Here is a 15,017-nt window from a genome sequence, read left to right as displayed (position 1 = left end):
GCGCTACTTGGCGTTCAGGGCCTGGGTGATGATCTCGTCGGCCGCCTTCGCCGCGACGGCGGGGTCACCGCCGGTCAGCACCTTGGTCTGGTACTCCTTGATCGGGTTCTTCGCCTCGACCGCGGCCCAGTTCGGCGAGTTCGGCGTCGCCTTGCCGTTGGCCGCACCGGCCGCCATCGCCGCGGTGCCCTCGTCCGCCCCGACGGAGGAGGCCAGGCTCTTCCGGTTCGGCACGTACTTCATCGTCTTGGCGAGGTCGATCTGCCACTTCTCGCCGGCCAGCTCCTTGATGAAGGTGTACGCCGCGTCCTGGCCGTCCGAGGCCTCCGGGATGATCAGGTCGGAGCCACCGGTGAAGACGGCACCCGGCTTGTCGGCGGTCTTGCCGGGGATCGGGAAGAAGCCCAGCTTGTCCTTGAGCGCCGGGTTCGCCTGGGCGATCAGCTCGGCCGCGCCCGGTACCGCGATCATCTGCGCGACCTTGCCCTGCGCGAAGACATCGGTCTGGGTCGGCTTGGCCTCGTCGGAGTCCTTCGGACCCTTGCCAAGGGCCTGGATCTGCTTGTAGAAGTCCATGCCCTTCAGCGCCTCGGGCGTCGACAGCGCGCCCTTCCACTGGTCGCCTTCCTTCACCGCGAGGTCGCCGCCCTCGTCCCAGATGAAGCCGGACAGCACGTAGAAGTTCTGGCCGGGCAGGTAGATGCCCTGGTTGCCGCCGGTGTTCAGCTTGGCGGTCGTGGCCAGCCACTCCTCGCGCGTCTTCGGCGGCGTGACGCCCGCCGCCTGGAACAGATCCTTGCGGTACACGACGACGCGGTTCGCGGCGTAGTACGGGATGCCGTACTGCTTGCCCTCGTACAGGCCCGGGCCGGCCAGGCCCTCGATCCAGTCCTCGCCCTTGAGATCGGCCTTCTTGTCGGTCAGGTCCTTGACGCCACCGCTGGCCGAGTACTGCGCGACCTGGGTGTTGCCGACCTCGATCACGTCCGGCGCGTCCTTGCTGGCCAGGGCGCCGATGATCTTGGTGCCGATCCCGTTCCACTCCTGGATCTGGACGTTGGCCTTGATGTCGGGGTGGCCGGCGGCGAAGTCCGCCTCGAACCGCTTCAGGAAGTCGTCGGAGACGCTGCCCTTCATCAGCCAGACGTCGATCGTGGTGGGGCCTGAGCCGGCGGCGTCTTTCTTGTCGTCCGAGCCGCCACAGGCGGCCACAGCGGTGAGGGATAGTGCCGCGACTGCGGCGACGGCTAGCGAGCGGAGCTTCATCGGATCACCTCGGGCGAAGTAGCCGGATCGGCCTCCGGCTGACTGGTATGAACCTGTCGTTCAGTGGCGTAGAGAATTGCCCAGCCCGACTGACCAGTCAATAGTTCAGGAGCCTCCGTTACTAAGTCGTGAGAGCGCACTCGTGCGGCGGCTTGCGGTTCAAGCCGCCGTTTGAGAGCAGACTCCGCACCTGGCGTTGCGCAGGGCGCAATAGACCACTTAGGGAAGTGGTCAGTTATTTATCGGACCACCCGGTCCGTTTGTCGAGCCATGCCGCCCACTGCTCGAGAGCTTCCTCGGGCCCGCGGCGGCCGAGGCCGACACGGAACCGGTCGGTCGGCGTCTCGGTCAACTCGGAGCTGTAGATGCTCGACGGCAACAGCAGGATGCCGGCCTCCTCGACCAGGCTGGCGCACATCGCCTCGACCCCGTCGGCGCCGAGATACCGCGGGTAGCAGACGCAACCACCTTGCGGCCGGGCGAAGTCGAACAGCTCCGGATAGCGGCCGAAGAACTCCTCGAACAGCGGCAGGTTGGTCCGGACGATGGCCCGGTTGCGCTCCAGCAACTGATCGCGAGCGCGAAGCCCAATCAGGGCAAGGATCTCACTCGGCGCGGAGTTGCAGATCGACGTGTAGTGCTTGGCCCGTTCCAGCTTGTCGAGCAGCGCCCGGTCGCGGCAGCCGATCCAGCCGATCCGCAGCCCGGGCAGGCCGTACGCCTTCGACATCACGTTCAGCGACAGGGCCGTCGGCGACAAGTCGGTTGCCTGAGGCAACGAGGGCTGCTCCAACTCCAGGCCGCGGTATACCTCGTCACTGAACAACGTGATGCCCCGCTCCTCGCACAACTCCACCAAACGCTGCCAGGTGACGAGATCCGGTACGGCGCCGGTCGGGTTGTTCGGGAAGTTGACCGACACCAGCCGGGTGTTCGGCCGGAGCGCGCGTTCGACCGCGTCCAGGTCGACCGACCAGTTGCTCTCAGCAACCAATGGGACGCCGGTGACCGCGCAGATGGACAACGGGATCGTCTCGGCCGCCTGGTAGTTCGGCGTCAGCACCACGGCGTGGTCGCCCGGCTCCAGCAACGCGTGCATCGCCAAGTAAATCGCTTCCTCGGCGCCGGCGAAACACAGCACGTCCTCCGGCGCGACCACGTCGTACGTGCGGGCGATCTCCTCGCGCAATGCCGGTAGCCCGCGCGTCTCGGTGTAGCCGAGCGTGAGCGTGTCCCAGCGCCGGCGGCCGTCCTCGTCGGCGAGCTCGAGCAGCTCGGACACCGCCATCGTCTGCGCGTCGGACGCGGTCAGGTGGTAGCGGGCGCTGAACTCCCAGCGGGAGAAGTACGTCTCCAGCTTGAAGTCGGGAAGGCTGGGCATCGGTGCGCTCCTTTCAATGGTCAGGCGGCAATCCTCGCGTCCTGGCGCTGGGCGTGCCGGAGGCCGGTGAGGAGGATGCCGATGCTGATGACGCCGACGATCGCATAGGTGACGCGGCCGCCGATGCCGTCCCAGGTGGTGTGCAGGGCAACCGCAACGGCGTACGCGCCGAGGAAGCCGAGGAATCGCTTGCCGGTCGGCGCGACGACGAAGCGCCACAGGCCCCAGCAGGTGATGCCGGTCCAGGCGGCGTGTCCGGCAGGCGACAGCAGTCCGCGGATGAAGAGCGTCTGCTCGGCCGCACCGACATTGCCACCGGACTGCAGCAACGCGACGAACGCGTAACCCATCGTCTCCAGTACTGCGAACCCGGTGCCGACGGCAACTCCGATCACGATGCCGCCGCCGATCGAGTGGCGGTACCGATGGCCGAAGAACAGCACCAGAATCGCCGGCACCACCAGCTTGGCCGCCTCCTCGATCAGACCGACCCCGAGCATCGGGAGCGCGCCGAGCTTGCGCATCGCGTCGTACTCGAGCAGACCGGCGACCACCACGCCGACGACGCCACCGAACAACAGGGCACCACCCAGCGTCGGGCCGTCGATCAGCCAGCGACCGGAGCGGCCGGCGGCGAACGTGACGAAGGTGAGCGGTACGACGAGCGCGCCGAGCAGGATCATCGTGGGGAAGAGGTTCGGGTTCCCGGTGTCGGTCAGGACGGCCAGGACGAGCAGATAGAGCCCGCTGCCGATCAGGAACGTTCCGACCCACGCCCACCGGCGTACCTGCTGCTGTGCCGTCATAGGCAGATCTTCCACCCCGTGAACCGTCGCGCTAGCTGCCGTCTCAGGGCGTGTCCCGATAACACTCGGTTGCCATCCGCTACGCACTGAGTAGCCTCGGGGGAGGAGAGGGGTCGCAGATGAAGCTCGTGTGGTGCGCACCGCTGCTGCTGTTCGTCGTCGGCTGCGCCGGCGACCAGTCTGGCCAGCAACCCACGGTCACTGTCACCGCCCCGGCGGCCGACCCGACAACACCCCAGCAAACCAGCCCGACGCCGCCGGAGCCCCCTGAGCCCACTGTGGCTCCGCCGCCAACCACCGCTCTGCCTACCAAGTCCAGGCCGCCCAGCGCGCCTGGCACCGCGCGGAGCGCCGTAGTACCGGCGGTGGTCGGCGTGAACCACCAACTGGCCCAGGACACCATGCAGGCGGCCGGGTTCTACTACCTGCTGGAAGAGGACGCCACAGGTCAGGGCCGGCTGCTGATCAACGACCGGAACTGGGTAGTAGTCAGCCAGTCACCGGCAGGCGGCACCACCGCCCCAGTCGACGCCAAGATCGTCCTGCGGTCGAAGAAGATCGGCGAGTAGCCAGCTGTTCTCCCGGAATTCGCGGGGTGGCGCGGTTGCGCCATGTCGCAGGGACGGCAGTGGTGGACAGGGCACGGACGCGGATTCCGGTTGCAGACTCACTCGGAAGAGGTGGCCCTGCCCACTACGCCTCTCGAAGGAGACCTGCCCATGTCCTCCCCCGTCCCTGTGCCGTCTGGAGTGAAGGCGGCCGCCACCCTTGCGTCCGTCCTGGCGCTCAGCGTCGCCGCGGTGATCCCCGCAGGCGCTGCCCCACCACCCGCCGCCCCGCGCGCGACCGGCGTACCGGCGAAGTCCTCTGTCGTCACCCTGATCACCGGTGACGTCGTCGAGGTCACCGATGCCGGCGCCGGGAAGAAGGCCGCGACCGTCCGCCCGGCCGCCGGTCGCGAGCGGATCGCCTTCCACACCCTCGAGGTCGACGGCGGCCTGCGGGTGCTGCCGAGCGATGCCGTGCCGTACATCTCGACCGGCGTACTCGACGCCGACCTGTTCGACGTCGACGAACTGATCGCCGACGGCTTCGGCGACTCGGCCGCGACCACCCTGCCGCTGATCGTCCGGTACGCCGACCCGTCCGCCGCCCGCACCCAGTCCCTGGCCGGTACGACGACCACGCGCAACCTCGACTCGATCGGCGCGGCGGCGGTCACGGCGACCAAGAACGAACTGCCCGAGCTGTGGAAGTCGCTCGAGCCGTCCGGGAACGCCCGGGCGCTCAGTCGGGGGATCGCGAAGATCTGGCTGGACGGCAAGGTCCGTCCGGTGCTCGACAAGAGCGTGGCGCAGATCGGCGCCCCGGCCGCTTGGCAGGCCGGGTACGAAGGGGCCGGCGTCGAGGTCGCAGTACTGGACACCGGGGTCGATGCCGCTCACCCGGACCTGCAGGGCAAGGTCCAGCAGACTCAGGACTTCTCCGGCAGCCCGACGGGTTCGGCCGACCACTTCGGCCATGGCACCCACGTGGCTGCCACGATCGCCGGTACGGGCGCGGGCTCGGGCGGTACCCGCAAGGGCGTCGCCCCGAAGGCCGACCTGCTGATCGGCAAGGTGCTCGGCGATGACGGCTACGGCCTCGAGTCCTGGATCATCTCCGGGATGGAGTGGGCCGCGGCCGAGGGCGCCAAGGTCGTCAACATGAGCCTCGGCGGCGGCCCCACCGACGGCTCTGACCCAATGAGCCAGGCCGTCGACCGGATCACCGCCTCCTCCGGAACGCTGTTCGTGGTGTCCGCGGGCAACGACGGCGCTGACGAGTCGATCGGCACCCCCGGTACTTCGCCGTCCGCGCTCACCGTCGGCGCTGTCGACCGTAACGACGCGCTGGCCGACTTCTCCAGCCGCGGTCCGCGGCTCGGCGACAACGGTCTGAAGCCCGAGATCACCGCCCCCGGCGTCGACATCGTCGCCGCCCGCGCGGCCGGTACTGCGATGGGCCAGCCGCTTGACGAGCTGTACACGGCAGCCTCCGGTACGTCGATGGCGGCGCCGCACGTGGCTGGGGCAGCCGTGCTGCTCGCGCAGGCGCACCCGGACTGGAAGGCCGACCGGCTCAAGAACGCGCTGGTCAGCACCGCAAAGACGAACCAGGATCTGACCGTCTACGAACAGGGTTCGGGCCGGGTCGATGTGGCTCGCGCGGTCGCGCAGAAGGTCTATGCGTCCGCGACGGCGGACTTCGGGCTGGTCAGCGCCGGCTCGACGAAGACGATCACCTACCGCAACGACACCGCCGCGCCCGTGACGCTCACGCTCGCGGTGGACGTCGACAACCTGGACACGCGCAAGCCCGAGACCGACGCGCTGACCCTGCCGGGCACCGTCACCGTGCCGGCCGGTGGCAGCATCGACGTACCGCTCACGCTCGACCCGGCCAAGCTGGACCGGGGGATGCACAGCGGCTGGATCGTTGCCACCGGCCCCAATGGTCTGGTGACCCACACCGCGGTCGGGACCTTGAAGGCCGGCCCGAAGCACAAGGTCACCCTGCGCGCCGTCGACCGAGATGGCCGGCCGACCGGCGTACCGGTGGTCAGCCTGTTCGGTGACAACTCGCGGTCGGACGTGCTGGCGTGGATCCGCGACGGGGAGGAGTACACGGCCGAGGTTGAGGAGGGGACGTACCTGGTCCACTCGCTGGTCGAGGACTACAACGTCGAGAACGAGAACGTCAGCCTCTTCACCGACCCGAACATCTCCGTCACCAAGGACACCGAGATCGTCATCGACGCGCGCAAGGCGGTGCCGATCACGATCACGACGCCGAAGCCGTCGGAGCAGAACGCGGTACTGAGCTACTACGTGAACCGGGTCTACGGCAACGGCCGGAGCATCAGTCACGGCGTCATGCACTTCAGCACGGTCAAGCAGGTGCTGGTGACCGCTACGAAGCCGGTGGCTGACGGCAGCTTCGAATTCTCGTCCCGCTGGCAGCTGGTCGCGCCGATCGTGCAGGCGTCGATCTCTGGGATCACCGGGCCGCTGGACATCAACCTGCTGCACCGGTCCCCGTCGTACGAGGGCAAGAAGCGGTTCCCGCTCGTCACGGCCGGTCCTGACCTGGCCGGTGTCAAGGGAGCGATCGCGGTCCTCCCCTCCAGCGAGGACGGTACGGGCGAGGGCAGTGAGCAGGACCAGATCGCTGCAGCCGCCAAGGCGGGTGCAGCCGGCGTCATCCTGGTCCGGCCGCCCGGCTGGTCGGCATGGACCGTGTGGACGCCGATCGGTGACCGTGAGCCGATCCCCGCGATGGCGACCGGCAGCACGGACGGCAAGAAGCTGCTGGACCGGGCCCGGTCCGGCCGCGCCACCATCGACCTGACCCTCACCACCTCGAGCCCCTACCTGTACGACGTACAGCAGGTGTCGAGCGGCTTCATCCCGGCGAAGATCGACTACAAGGTGACGACCGCGAACAGCGCGCGAGTGACCACGTCGTACGCCGACAACGGTGGCTTCAACTGGGCCAAGGAGCAGCGGTTCGGGTGGCGGCCGTGGCAGACCTACGCCTGGAACGACGCCCAGCGGGTCGTCCAGACGCCGAAGGTGCGGGAGGAGTGGGTGACCAGCGGTGACTCGCTCTGGCAGCACCGGGTGCACCACCTCTACACCTGGAACGAGATGGGTCCGCTGCTGGGCGGGATGGCGTCGCTGCCGCGCAGCTACAAGACCGGGTTGTCCAAGGAGACCTGGTTCGGACCGGTAGTGCGACCGGCGGCTGCTCCTGGGATCGTCTCGACTCGGACCAGCGACCGGCTGTCGCTGCGAGTGCCGGCGTTCGTGGACGCCCACGGGCACTACACCGTCGGGGAGACCACCTCTGCGTCGGCGGTGCTCTCCCGGAACGGTGCCGTGGTAGCCGAGCTGCCGGATGCGTGGGAGGACGTCGTCACGAGCAGCGGCGACGCGGCGTACAGGCTGGACCTCTCGACTGCTCGGGAGGACGAGGAGGGCGAGTGGAACTGGGGCACCAGCACTCGCACCATCTGGGACTTCCGCTCGAAGCAGGCTCCTGCTGACAAGGCGGTTGCGTTGCCGCTGCTGCAGGTCGGGTACGACGTACCGGTTGATCTGACTGGGCGGGTTGCCGCTCGGCCGCATGTGATCGGGTTCAACGTCCGTCAGCAGGCCGGTGCGGCTGCTGCTCGGTCCACGTCGCTGCAGGCGTCGGTGTCCTTCGATGAGGGCAAGACGTGGCGTCGGATCATCACCGTCGGCGTGCAGGGTCGCTACGTGGCCGTAGTACCGGCGGGCCACGGGACTGTGTCGCTGAAGGTTGTTGCTGGTGACAACGCCGGCAACAAGGTGACTCAGACCGTCATCCGGGCCTACGGGCTCAAGTAGTTGTCAGCCGGGGACCCCTCAGGTGGGGGGTCCCCGGCTACAGCCATTTGCGGCGGGCTGCCTGGAACGCCAAACCGGTGCGGGTGTCCACGCCGGCGAGCGCCATCATGCGGTCGAGGCGGCGCTGGACAGTACGACGGCTGATGCCGAGCTGGGAAGCGATCGACTTGTCGGGGACGCCGGCAACGAGCAGTGACAGCAGGAAGCGCTCGCTCTCGTCCAGGCCTTCCGGATCTGGGTCGCCGTCGCCCTGCAGCCTGACCGGAGTCGCCGCCTCCCAGTGGCTCTCGAACAGAGCGAGCAGGGCGTCCAGTAGCTGACCCCTGCCGATCACTGCGGCCGTAGGTTCGCCGATGCCCGCCTCCTCGTCCCGTACGAGCGGGCAGATCGCGGTAGCGCGGTCGACGATGGCCAGCCGGACAGGGAGCGTCGGGAGTGCCCGGGCCTCCTCACCCCAACTGATGCCCTCAGCAATGCTGTCGAGCTCCCCGGGAGTCTCCAGCAGGGCGCGCTCGTAGATAGCCCGGTAGCGGACGCCGCGGCTGAGGGCGCCGTACTCCTCCGTGTTCTCCGCGCCCTGCATGGCTAGCGGGTTGGCGCGGCAGAACCAGAGGATCTCCGTGCGAGCGGACTGCTGCAGGTCGCGCAGGCGATCTCGCAGCGCGGTGGCCCCGACCAGCACCTCGACCAGGTGGTGGGCGTCGCGGCGGCTGGCACTGGCGCGGAACTCCTCGCTCAGCGACGCCACTGTCTGCCGAGCCGACTCGAGCGACTCCTGGCGCCGTAACAACGTTGTACCGAGGGCCACGTCAGGGGGCAGTGGGCGAAAGACAGGGTCCTCGCCAGGCTGGACCGCGACCAGGCCCTTCGCCTGCAGCCGCTGCAGCACCTCGACCGCCTCCTGTTGCGTCAACCGGGCGACCTCGGCCAGGTCCCCCGACCGCGCGACGGACAGTCCGACCAGCAGCCGATACGCCTGCTCCTCGTCGGCGTCCAGCAACGATCCGTCGTGCATCGTGCCCACCTCCTCGAAACTCATCTGATCGCGACACCCGAAGTGCCGTCACGAAACCTCGATCACGCCGTCACTACCGGTGAAAGACGCAATCGCGGACCTCCCGCCCGAGCCGCCATCGAGAAAGAACACCATGAACTGGACGGACTACGCCGGTCTCGCCGGCCTCGTTGCTGCCGCGGCACTGGCCTGCTGGACGTTGCTGAGCACCAACACCACCACGCCTCACCGCGGCACGCCACGGCATTCCGGGAATCCGCCGCAAGGCCGCCCGGCTCCGGGGCGGCACCGGGCGCCGGCCCAGCGCATGCTCACCCGCCTCCGGGCGCGCTGAGGGCAGCACTGTCCGGCTCAGCTGGTGATCGTCTCGATCCTGGGCTGAGCCAAGCGGACGTAGTCCTCCGTCACCAGCGCCAGCGACCGGTCCAGCCGGGCGGCGTTGAAGAAAAGCTCCGGTACTTCGAGGAGCTTCGGATCCACGATCAGCTCGAGCTGCTCGTGGTAGCTCACCGGCAGAACGGTCCCACTCACACTGCCCGCGAGCTCTTCGGCGCGCGCCTTGTCGGCGAACGCGACATAGCTGCCGCCGAGCAGTTCCTTGATGCCGTTCAGATCCACCCGGGCGTCACCAGGGACGACGGCCAGCACGTAGTGGCTCTTCTTCTTGCCGAGCTTGACCATCACCACGATGCACTTGGCCGCGGCCTTCAACTCGTTGCCGCGCAACGCGCTGACCAGCTCGGTCTGCCCCTCCGGCTCGTGCTCGATCACCCGGTACCTCGCCCCGAGCGTCTCGAGATCGGCCATCAGCCGCTCGTACGCCGGATACGTCGCAGTCTCCGCACTCACACCCTGCTCCTCCACCTCGGCAACCCCTCCACCCCAGCACGTGCCCCACTGAACCGGTATAGCGGGGGTACGAGCCTACCGATCTGCGCTAGCGTGGGAGCGCTTCCACCCGCTTGGAGAATCCATGCCCGAGATCCGCCCGTACCGGCCGAGCGACCGTGCCGCGGTCGCCGACATCTGCGTCCGCACCGCCGACAACGGCGGCGACTCCCGCGCGCTCTACCCCGACCTGGAGCTGATGCCGAGCATCTTCGCCCTCCCGTACGTCGACCTGGAGCCGGAACTCGCCTTCGTCCTCACCGACGACGACCACCCGGTCGGCTACATCCTCGGCACCGCCGACACCCCCACCTTCGCCACCCGCTTCCGCACCGACTGGCTCCCACGCCTGGCCGACCGCTACCCACCACCAACCCACCCGCCCAGCACCCCCACCGAGCACATGATCAAACTGATGCACGACCCCGAGCGCCTCGTCATCCCCGAGGTAGCCGCCTACCCGGCCCACCTCCACATCGACCTACTCCCGGCGTACCAACGATCCGGCCACGGCCGAGCCCTGATGACCACCCTCCTCAACGCCCTGGCCACCGCCAACATCCCAGCGGTCCACCTGACGATGCTGACCTCCAACACCAAAGCCCGAGCCTTCTACAACCGCCTCGGCTTCCACCACATCCCAGTCCCGAACGCCGACGCAGTCACCTACCTCGGCCGCAGTACGAGCTAAGTGCGGGTCGGCTTCAGAGTTCAGGCAGGCGCCAAAGATCCGGAGCGTCGGCAAAGCCGACGAACTGGTGTTCCGGCGTTACGGTGACCTTGAATTCCTCAATCCCAGGCGACCCGGCATCGCGCCACGCCTGCACCCCACGCTCGATCGCGTCCCAAATCCGAACAGGCCCGCCTTGTACGACGGTGCCACCTGCGGACGAGACCACGGCGTACGAGCCGGTCACCACATCAACGAGGTATGACAAGGGCAGCCCGTGTTCGTCGGTGCCAGTCGCATGCTGGGAGTTGGGGACGGCGAGTTGCACCAGCAAGCGACCTGGATGGTTCGTGAGAACCGAGTCGGACACAGAGATCTCGGACTCGACTTCGTCTGAGACTCCAGTCCTGATGTCCGTGATTCCCGGAGGTGCATGTCGTCTGGCCGGCATGAAGGACGCGAGATCGTCCAGCAGCCAGCCCTCCGCCCGTCCGTCGTCGCTGACCTCAAGCCGGGCCAGCGCGGAGGCACTCAGCCACCCTGACAGCGTCACCAGGATCTTCCCGCCGCGTCTCGTCGACGCGATCCACGGGCGCGGCACGGCTTACGACGTGGGCCTCCACGGCCTCGCCCGGCGGTACTTCGTACAGGCCCTGAACTTGTCCCACGTGTCTGGCGACCGTCCGCTGGGCGGGAAGGTTCTGGCCTTGATGAGCCATCAGGCCAACTTCCTTGGCGAGTACCAAGAGGCTGTCGACCTCGCCAGGGCTGCTGCGCTGGGTGCCGGTACTGCGGCTACTCCACGGGTCAGGGCCATGTACGCCGCGATGGAGGCACGCGGTCTGGCCAGTATGGGAGACAAGCGGGGCTGTCTTCGAACCATGAAAGCGGCCGAGACCAGCTTCTCGCAGGGAACCGAGACCGAGGAGCCCGACTGGATCGGATACTTCGACCAGGCCGAACTTCACGACGAGCTGGCCCACTGCTTCACCGCTCTACGAGCGCCGAGGGAAGCCGAGCGCCACGCGAACCTCGCGCTCGGCGAGGACCCCGACATGCATCCCAGAAGCCGTACCTTCTGCCGGGTCTCGCTTGCTACGTCCTACCTCGACGCCGGAGAGATCCCAAGGGCCTGCGAAGTCGCCGGCGAGGCGCTCGTCGCGGCGGGCAGGATCAAGTCGGCCCGGGTACGCAAGTACATCCGCGTCTTCGACCGACGGTTGGACGCCTTGGGAAGTCAGCGCGCGATCAGCGAGTTTCGCGAACGAGCGCGTCCTATCGTCGCGGAGGCTTCCTAGCGATCAGGTTCCTGGAGTCCAGGACCTTGGGGTATCGGGGTGGCGGAGTGATTCGATCCGGCGAGCTGCTTCGGCTCGCAGGCGAGGTTCGCGGGGCAGCCGGCTGAGCAGCCAGGCCGTCATGCGGAGTTCCCGTAGCGCCGCGAAGACCTCGAAACCGCTCCAGTCCCGGACATCCCGGCCGTAGGCGCTGACAAACGCGTCGTACTCGGATTCGGAGTACCAATCGAGACGTCGGTAGACGGCGGGCACGGTGAGATCCCACTCCCGTGGCCCGACGCTGAAGCGTTCGAGGTCGAGCAGGACAGCGACCCCGTCGGCGCCGCGGATCGCGTTCTTCCGGTTGGCGTCTCCGTGGATCACGCAGTTCGTCAACCCCGCGCTCACCTCGGCGTACTGGCCACGCAACTGGTCCAGACGATCGGCGAGGAACCTGCTGTCGTCCTCGGTCAGTTCGGTGGCGGCCGACGCCAGGTGCTCATCCAGCCGAACGAACGGGTCCAGCGGCGGGATCTCGAAGTCTGATGGAACACGCAACTGATGAAGTTGTCTGAGCAGGGACCCGAGTTCCGCAGTGCTCGCCATCTCCGCGCCGGGCACCTCATGCCAGAAGGTCACCACGTGCCCGTCAGCCACCACTGGCTGCTCGAGCGACTCCAACGGCCTGACTGCAGGAACACGCTGCTCTGCCAACCACCGGCCTGCCTGAACCTCACGCAGCGCCCGCCCCAGCGCCTCATACGCCGAGACCCGAGCAACCACCCGACCAGGTAGCCGAAAAACCGCATTGTCAGCAATCGGCCCCATTCGTTCGATCTCTGCGCCGTCTGTGCCCAAGCCCGCTACAACCGCCTTGAGGGTCGCGAGAGCCGATGCGTCATCGAGCAGCCGTTCACCCATGCTGGCAGTCTCCCAGGCCGTCCTCGGCCGCAGTACGAGCTAGATGCAGGTGTGGTTGGTGGAGCGGGGGTCGTTGGTGATTCGGCGGGTGCGGTAGATGGCTCGCTTGCGGGCCGTTGTGCGCCAAGGGCGGGCGTGGTTGAGGGGGATGTTGTAGGCCGGGTCGTTGCGGTTGATGGTGGCGATGGTGAGTTCGGCTGGGGCGGTGACCGTGGAGACGTAGGTGCCGTCGGGGGCGATCAGGCCCGAGGGCATCAGGTCGGCGGTTTGGGCGGGGAGGGACATCGCGACCCAGTAGTTGTTGATCGCGGCGTACGCGCGGGCCTTGACCTCGAAGATCTTGTCGACCGGGTACGCCGACAGCAGCAGGCACTCGACGCCGAGGCGCTCGTACTCGCTGAACACCTGCGGGAAGTTGATCTCGACGCAGATCGCGCAGCCGAACCGGTACCCGTCGACGTCGAAGACGATCGGTTCGAAGCCGGGACTGAAGAACCGGGTGATCTCGGTGTTGGAGCAGAAGCGCTTGTCGTACCGGTCGACCACCTGGCCGGTGTCGGAGATGACGTAGAGGCTGTTGTGCGGCCGGTTCGGCGGGGTGAGCGGATGCGCGGAGCCGAGCACCACCCAGAGCTTCAGCCGCGCGGCGAGCTGCTTGATCTTCTCCAGCTCGTCACGGACCACCCGCCAGTCGACCTCGGCCCAGTCCTGGAGCTGCTCCTTCGGGTACCCCGACAGCTGCCCTTCCGGAAACTGGATCAGCCGCGCCTTCCCGGCCGCGGCCGCTTTCATCAGCTCGCGGACCTTGGCCCCGTTCTCCGCGGCGTCCTTGGTGATCACCGGCTCGGCAACAGCAATGCGAATCCCCGTCATCACCCCACGGTCCCACCTCGGACCGACAATCCCGCCCGGACTCGGCGACCTTCACGAAGCTGTCAGGATTGCCGGAACCGCATTGCAGGATGCACTTCACGTGCTGTTCCTCGAGACCGTCGCCCGCGCGGCCGCCAGGATGCGCAGTACGGCGAGTACTACGGCCAGGGCCAGGCCGGCGTGAACCAGCCAGGACAGGTCGGGTGCCCACAGGGCCAGTTGACCGCGACTCACGCCGGCGAAGCCCGGGAGGCTGGCCAGGGCGAAGGCGACTGCCCCGAGGGCCAGCAGGGTCAGGCCGAGCCAGATGAGACGCCGCTTGCGTGGGCCGGGCTTCGGGCCTCGGAACAGTCGGATCGTCGTACCGATGGTGAAGGCGAACAGAAGCGCCGTCACCAAGCCGAGGCCGGCGAGAGCAGCTGGGTAGACCGGGTCGACGTCGTGGTGCTCAGGCGTGCTGCCTGCGAGGTGCGAGGCGATCCCACGGGCGGTGTCGAGCAAGAGGGCGTCATGGAACGGGCCGTAGGCGTTCTGAAGCACGACGACAGCCTGGCCACGCTGGGGGAGCAGGAGGATGGCAGCCTGGTAGCCGGGGGCGGCCCCGGCATGCCAGAGCATGGGTTCGTTGGTGCCCGGGACTTGTGAGGTCCGCCAGCCGAGTGCGTAGTTGTCGGTTCGCGGGGTGTGAAGCAGGGTGCGTTCCTGGTCGGTGAGTACCGGGCCGCCTGCCAGTTGGGTTCGTGCGTAGGCCGCCAAGTCGGTCACCGAGCCGGCCAGGTAGCCGGCCGGGACCGTGGCCGGGTCGATCCGCGTCGTGAAGGGGCGGGCGGTACCGAAAACGAAGCGATGGCCGGGCGGTAGCGTCTGGCCGGGGTCGGCGAGCGTCCTGCTCATCTCTGCCGGCTGGAGAAGCCGCTCGGAGAGCACTAGGGCGAACGGCTGCCCGGTGACTGCTTCGACGACCGCGCCGAGCACGACGTAGTTGAGGCTCGAGTAGGAGTGCCTGCTCCCTGGCTCCGCGACCGGTTCGAGGTCAGCGATCCGCGGAATCACTGACGCGATGCTCCGGCCCTCGTCGTACCGGTCGGTGAGTTGGAGCCCCTCGGGTAGTCCGCTGGTGTGATCGAGAAGCTGGCGCACGCTCGTCGGAGCGGTCGGGTACGACGGGAGCAGCTTCGCCACCGGAGAGTCGAGATCGAGGACGCCGTCCCGGGCGAGCAGGACCGCCAAGGTCGCGGTGACCGGCTTGGACACCGAGCCCCAGAGGAACGGCGTCCGCGGACCCACGTCCTGCCCGTCACCGTCGACGCCGAACGCGCCTTGCCGGCGGATGCCGTCGGGTCCGACGACGGCGTACGCGACCCCTGGTACGCCGGCCGCGCGACTCTGCTCCCGGACGTACTTGTCCAGTGGGTCAGCGTCGGCCTGGCCGGCCGGCAGTGGCGCGACCGGCACGCTGAGGCCAAGTACTGCGAGCAGTTTTAGCCATACAGTCATATGGCCATCTT

At 68.0% G+C, this 15,017-nt stretch carries 14 protein-coding genes; 5 read left to right on the top strand and 9 right to left on the bottom strand.

Going from position 1 to position 15,017, the window contains the following annotated elements; all coding sequences use genetic code 11:
• Positions 1-3: 3 nt before the first annotated feature.
• The 3 genes from ACQPYM_RS00505 to ACQPYM_RS00495 all read right to left on the bottom strand — a co-directional run bounded on the left by ACQPYM_RS00505 (position 4) and on the right by ACQPYM_RS00495 (position 3,453).
• A complete protein-coding gene (locus tag ACQPYM_RS00505; RefSeq protein WP_433013058.1) occupies positions 4-1,266 on the bottom strand; it encodes an extracellular solute-binding protein in 1,263 nt (420 codons plus the stop codon).
• Positions 1,267-1,501: 235 nt separating this feature from the next.
• Positions 1,502-2,647, bottom strand: a complete 1,146-nt coding sequence (locus tag ACQPYM_RS00500) for an aminotransferase class I/II-fold pyridoxal phosphate-dependent enzyme (protein ID WP_433013056.1) — start codon at positions 2,645-2,647, stop codon at positions 1,502-1,504.
• Between the two features lie 20 nt (positions 2,648-2,667).
• A complete protein-coding gene (locus tag ACQPYM_RS00495; protein ID WP_433013054.1) occupies positions 2,668-3,453 on the bottom strand; it encodes a PrsW family intramembrane metalloprotease in 786 nt (261 codons plus the stop codon).
• 119 nt (positions 3,454-3,572) lie between these two features.
• Here ACQPYM_RS00495 and ACQPYM_RS00490 point away from each other — a divergent pair, with 119 nt between their 5' ends.
• A complete protein-coding gene (locus ACQPYM_RS00490) occupies positions 3,573-4,022 on the top strand; it encodes a PASTA domain-containing protein (RefSeq protein WP_433013052.1) in 450 nt (149 codons plus the stop codon).
• A gap of 150 nt (positions 4,023-4,172) precedes the next feature.
• Complete coding sequence (locus ACQPYM_RS00485) at positions 4,173-7,865, top strand: S8 family peptidase (protein ID WP_433013050.1); 3,693 nt, start codon at positions 4,173-4,175, stop codon at positions 7,863-7,865.
• Between the two features lie 37 nt (positions 7,866-7,902).
• On the opposite strand, the gene ACQPYM_RS00480 is transcribed toward ACQPYM_RS00485, so the two are convergent.
• A complete protein-coding gene (locus ACQPYM_RS00480; RefSeq protein ID WP_433013048.1) occupies positions 7,903-8,904 on the bottom strand; it encodes a helix-turn-helix domain-containing protein in 1,002 nt (333 codons plus the stop codon).
• Between the two features lie 109 nt (positions 8,905-9,013).
• Between ACQPYM_RS00480 and ACQPYM_RS00475 the strand changes: the two genes are divergently transcribed.
• Positions 9,014-9,214 (top strand): hypothetical protein, encoded by a 201-nt coding sequence (locus tag ACQPYM_RS00475; protein WP_433013046.1) that lies wholly within the window; start codon positions 9,014-9,016, stop codon positions 9,212-9,214.
• Positions 9,215-9,231: 17 nt separating this feature from the next.
• On the opposite strand, the gene ACQPYM_RS00470 is transcribed toward ACQPYM_RS00475, so the two are convergent.
• The gene (locus tag ACQPYM_RS00470) at positions 9,232-9,729 is read right to left on the bottom strand and encodes a YbaK/EbsC family protein (RefSeq protein WP_433013044.1); all 498 of its coding nucleotides are present in this window, start codon (positions 9,727-9,729) and stop codon (positions 9,232-9,234) included.
• A gap of 124 nt (positions 9,730-9,853) precedes the next feature.
• On the opposite strand from ACQPYM_RS00470, the gene ACQPYM_RS00465 reads away from it, so the two are divergent.
• Entirely contained in the window at positions 9,854-10,459 is a 606-nt protein-coding gene (locus ACQPYM_RS00465; RefSeq protein ID WP_433013042.1) for an N-acetyltransferase family protein, read from the top strand.
• Between the two features lie 13 nt (positions 10,460-10,472).
• Here ACQPYM_RS00465 and ACQPYM_RS00460 read toward each other — a convergent pair whose 3' ends face one another.
• Positions 10,473-10,991 (bottom strand): hypothetical protein, encoded by a 519-nt coding sequence (locus ACQPYM_RS00460; protein ID WP_433013040.1) that lies wholly within the window; start codon positions 10,989-10,991, stop codon positions 10,473-10,475.
• Positions 10,992-11,049: 58 nt separating this feature from the next.
• On the opposite strand from ACQPYM_RS00460, the gene ACQPYM_RS00455 reads away from it, so the two are divergent.
• Complete coding sequence (locus ACQPYM_RS00455; protein WP_433013038.1) at positions 11,050-11,736, top strand: hypothetical protein; 687 nt, start codon at positions 11,050-11,052, stop codon at positions 11,734-11,736.
• Positions 11,737-11,739: 3 nt separating this feature from the next.
• Here the strand turns inward: ACQPYM_RS00455 and ACQPYM_RS00450 are convergent, their stop codons facing one another.
• The 3 genes from ACQPYM_RS00450 to ACQPYM_RS00440 form a co-directional block, all read right to left on the bottom strand.
• Positions 11,740-12,543, bottom strand: a complete 804-nt coding sequence (locus ACQPYM_RS00450; protein WP_433023507.1) for a phosphotransferase enzyme family protein — start codon at positions 12,541-12,543, stop codon at positions 11,740-11,742.
• Between the two features lie 132 nt (positions 12,544-12,675).
• Positions 12,676-13,509: a carbon-nitrogen hydrolase family protein gene (locus ACQPYM_RS00445; protein WP_433013036.1), complete on the bottom strand. Its 834-nt coding sequence runs from the start codon at positions 13,507-13,509 to the stop codon at positions 12,676-12,678.
• Between the two features lie 96 nt (positions 13,510-13,605).
• Positions 13,606-15,006: a serine hydrolase domain-containing protein gene (locus ACQPYM_RS00440; protein WP_433013034.1), complete on the bottom strand. Its 1,401-nt coding sequence runs from the start codon at positions 15,004-15,006 to the stop codon at positions 13,606-13,608.
• Between the last annotated feature and the right edge of the window lie 11 nt (positions 15,007-15,017).

The organism is Kribbella sp. CA-294648, assembly GCF_050943845.1.
GTDB lineage: Bacteria > Actinomycetota > Actinomycetes > Propionibacteriales > Kribbellaceae > Kribbella.
Note: the sequence above shows the minus strand (reverse complement) of the source record. Positions and strands in the feature narration are given on the sequence as shown.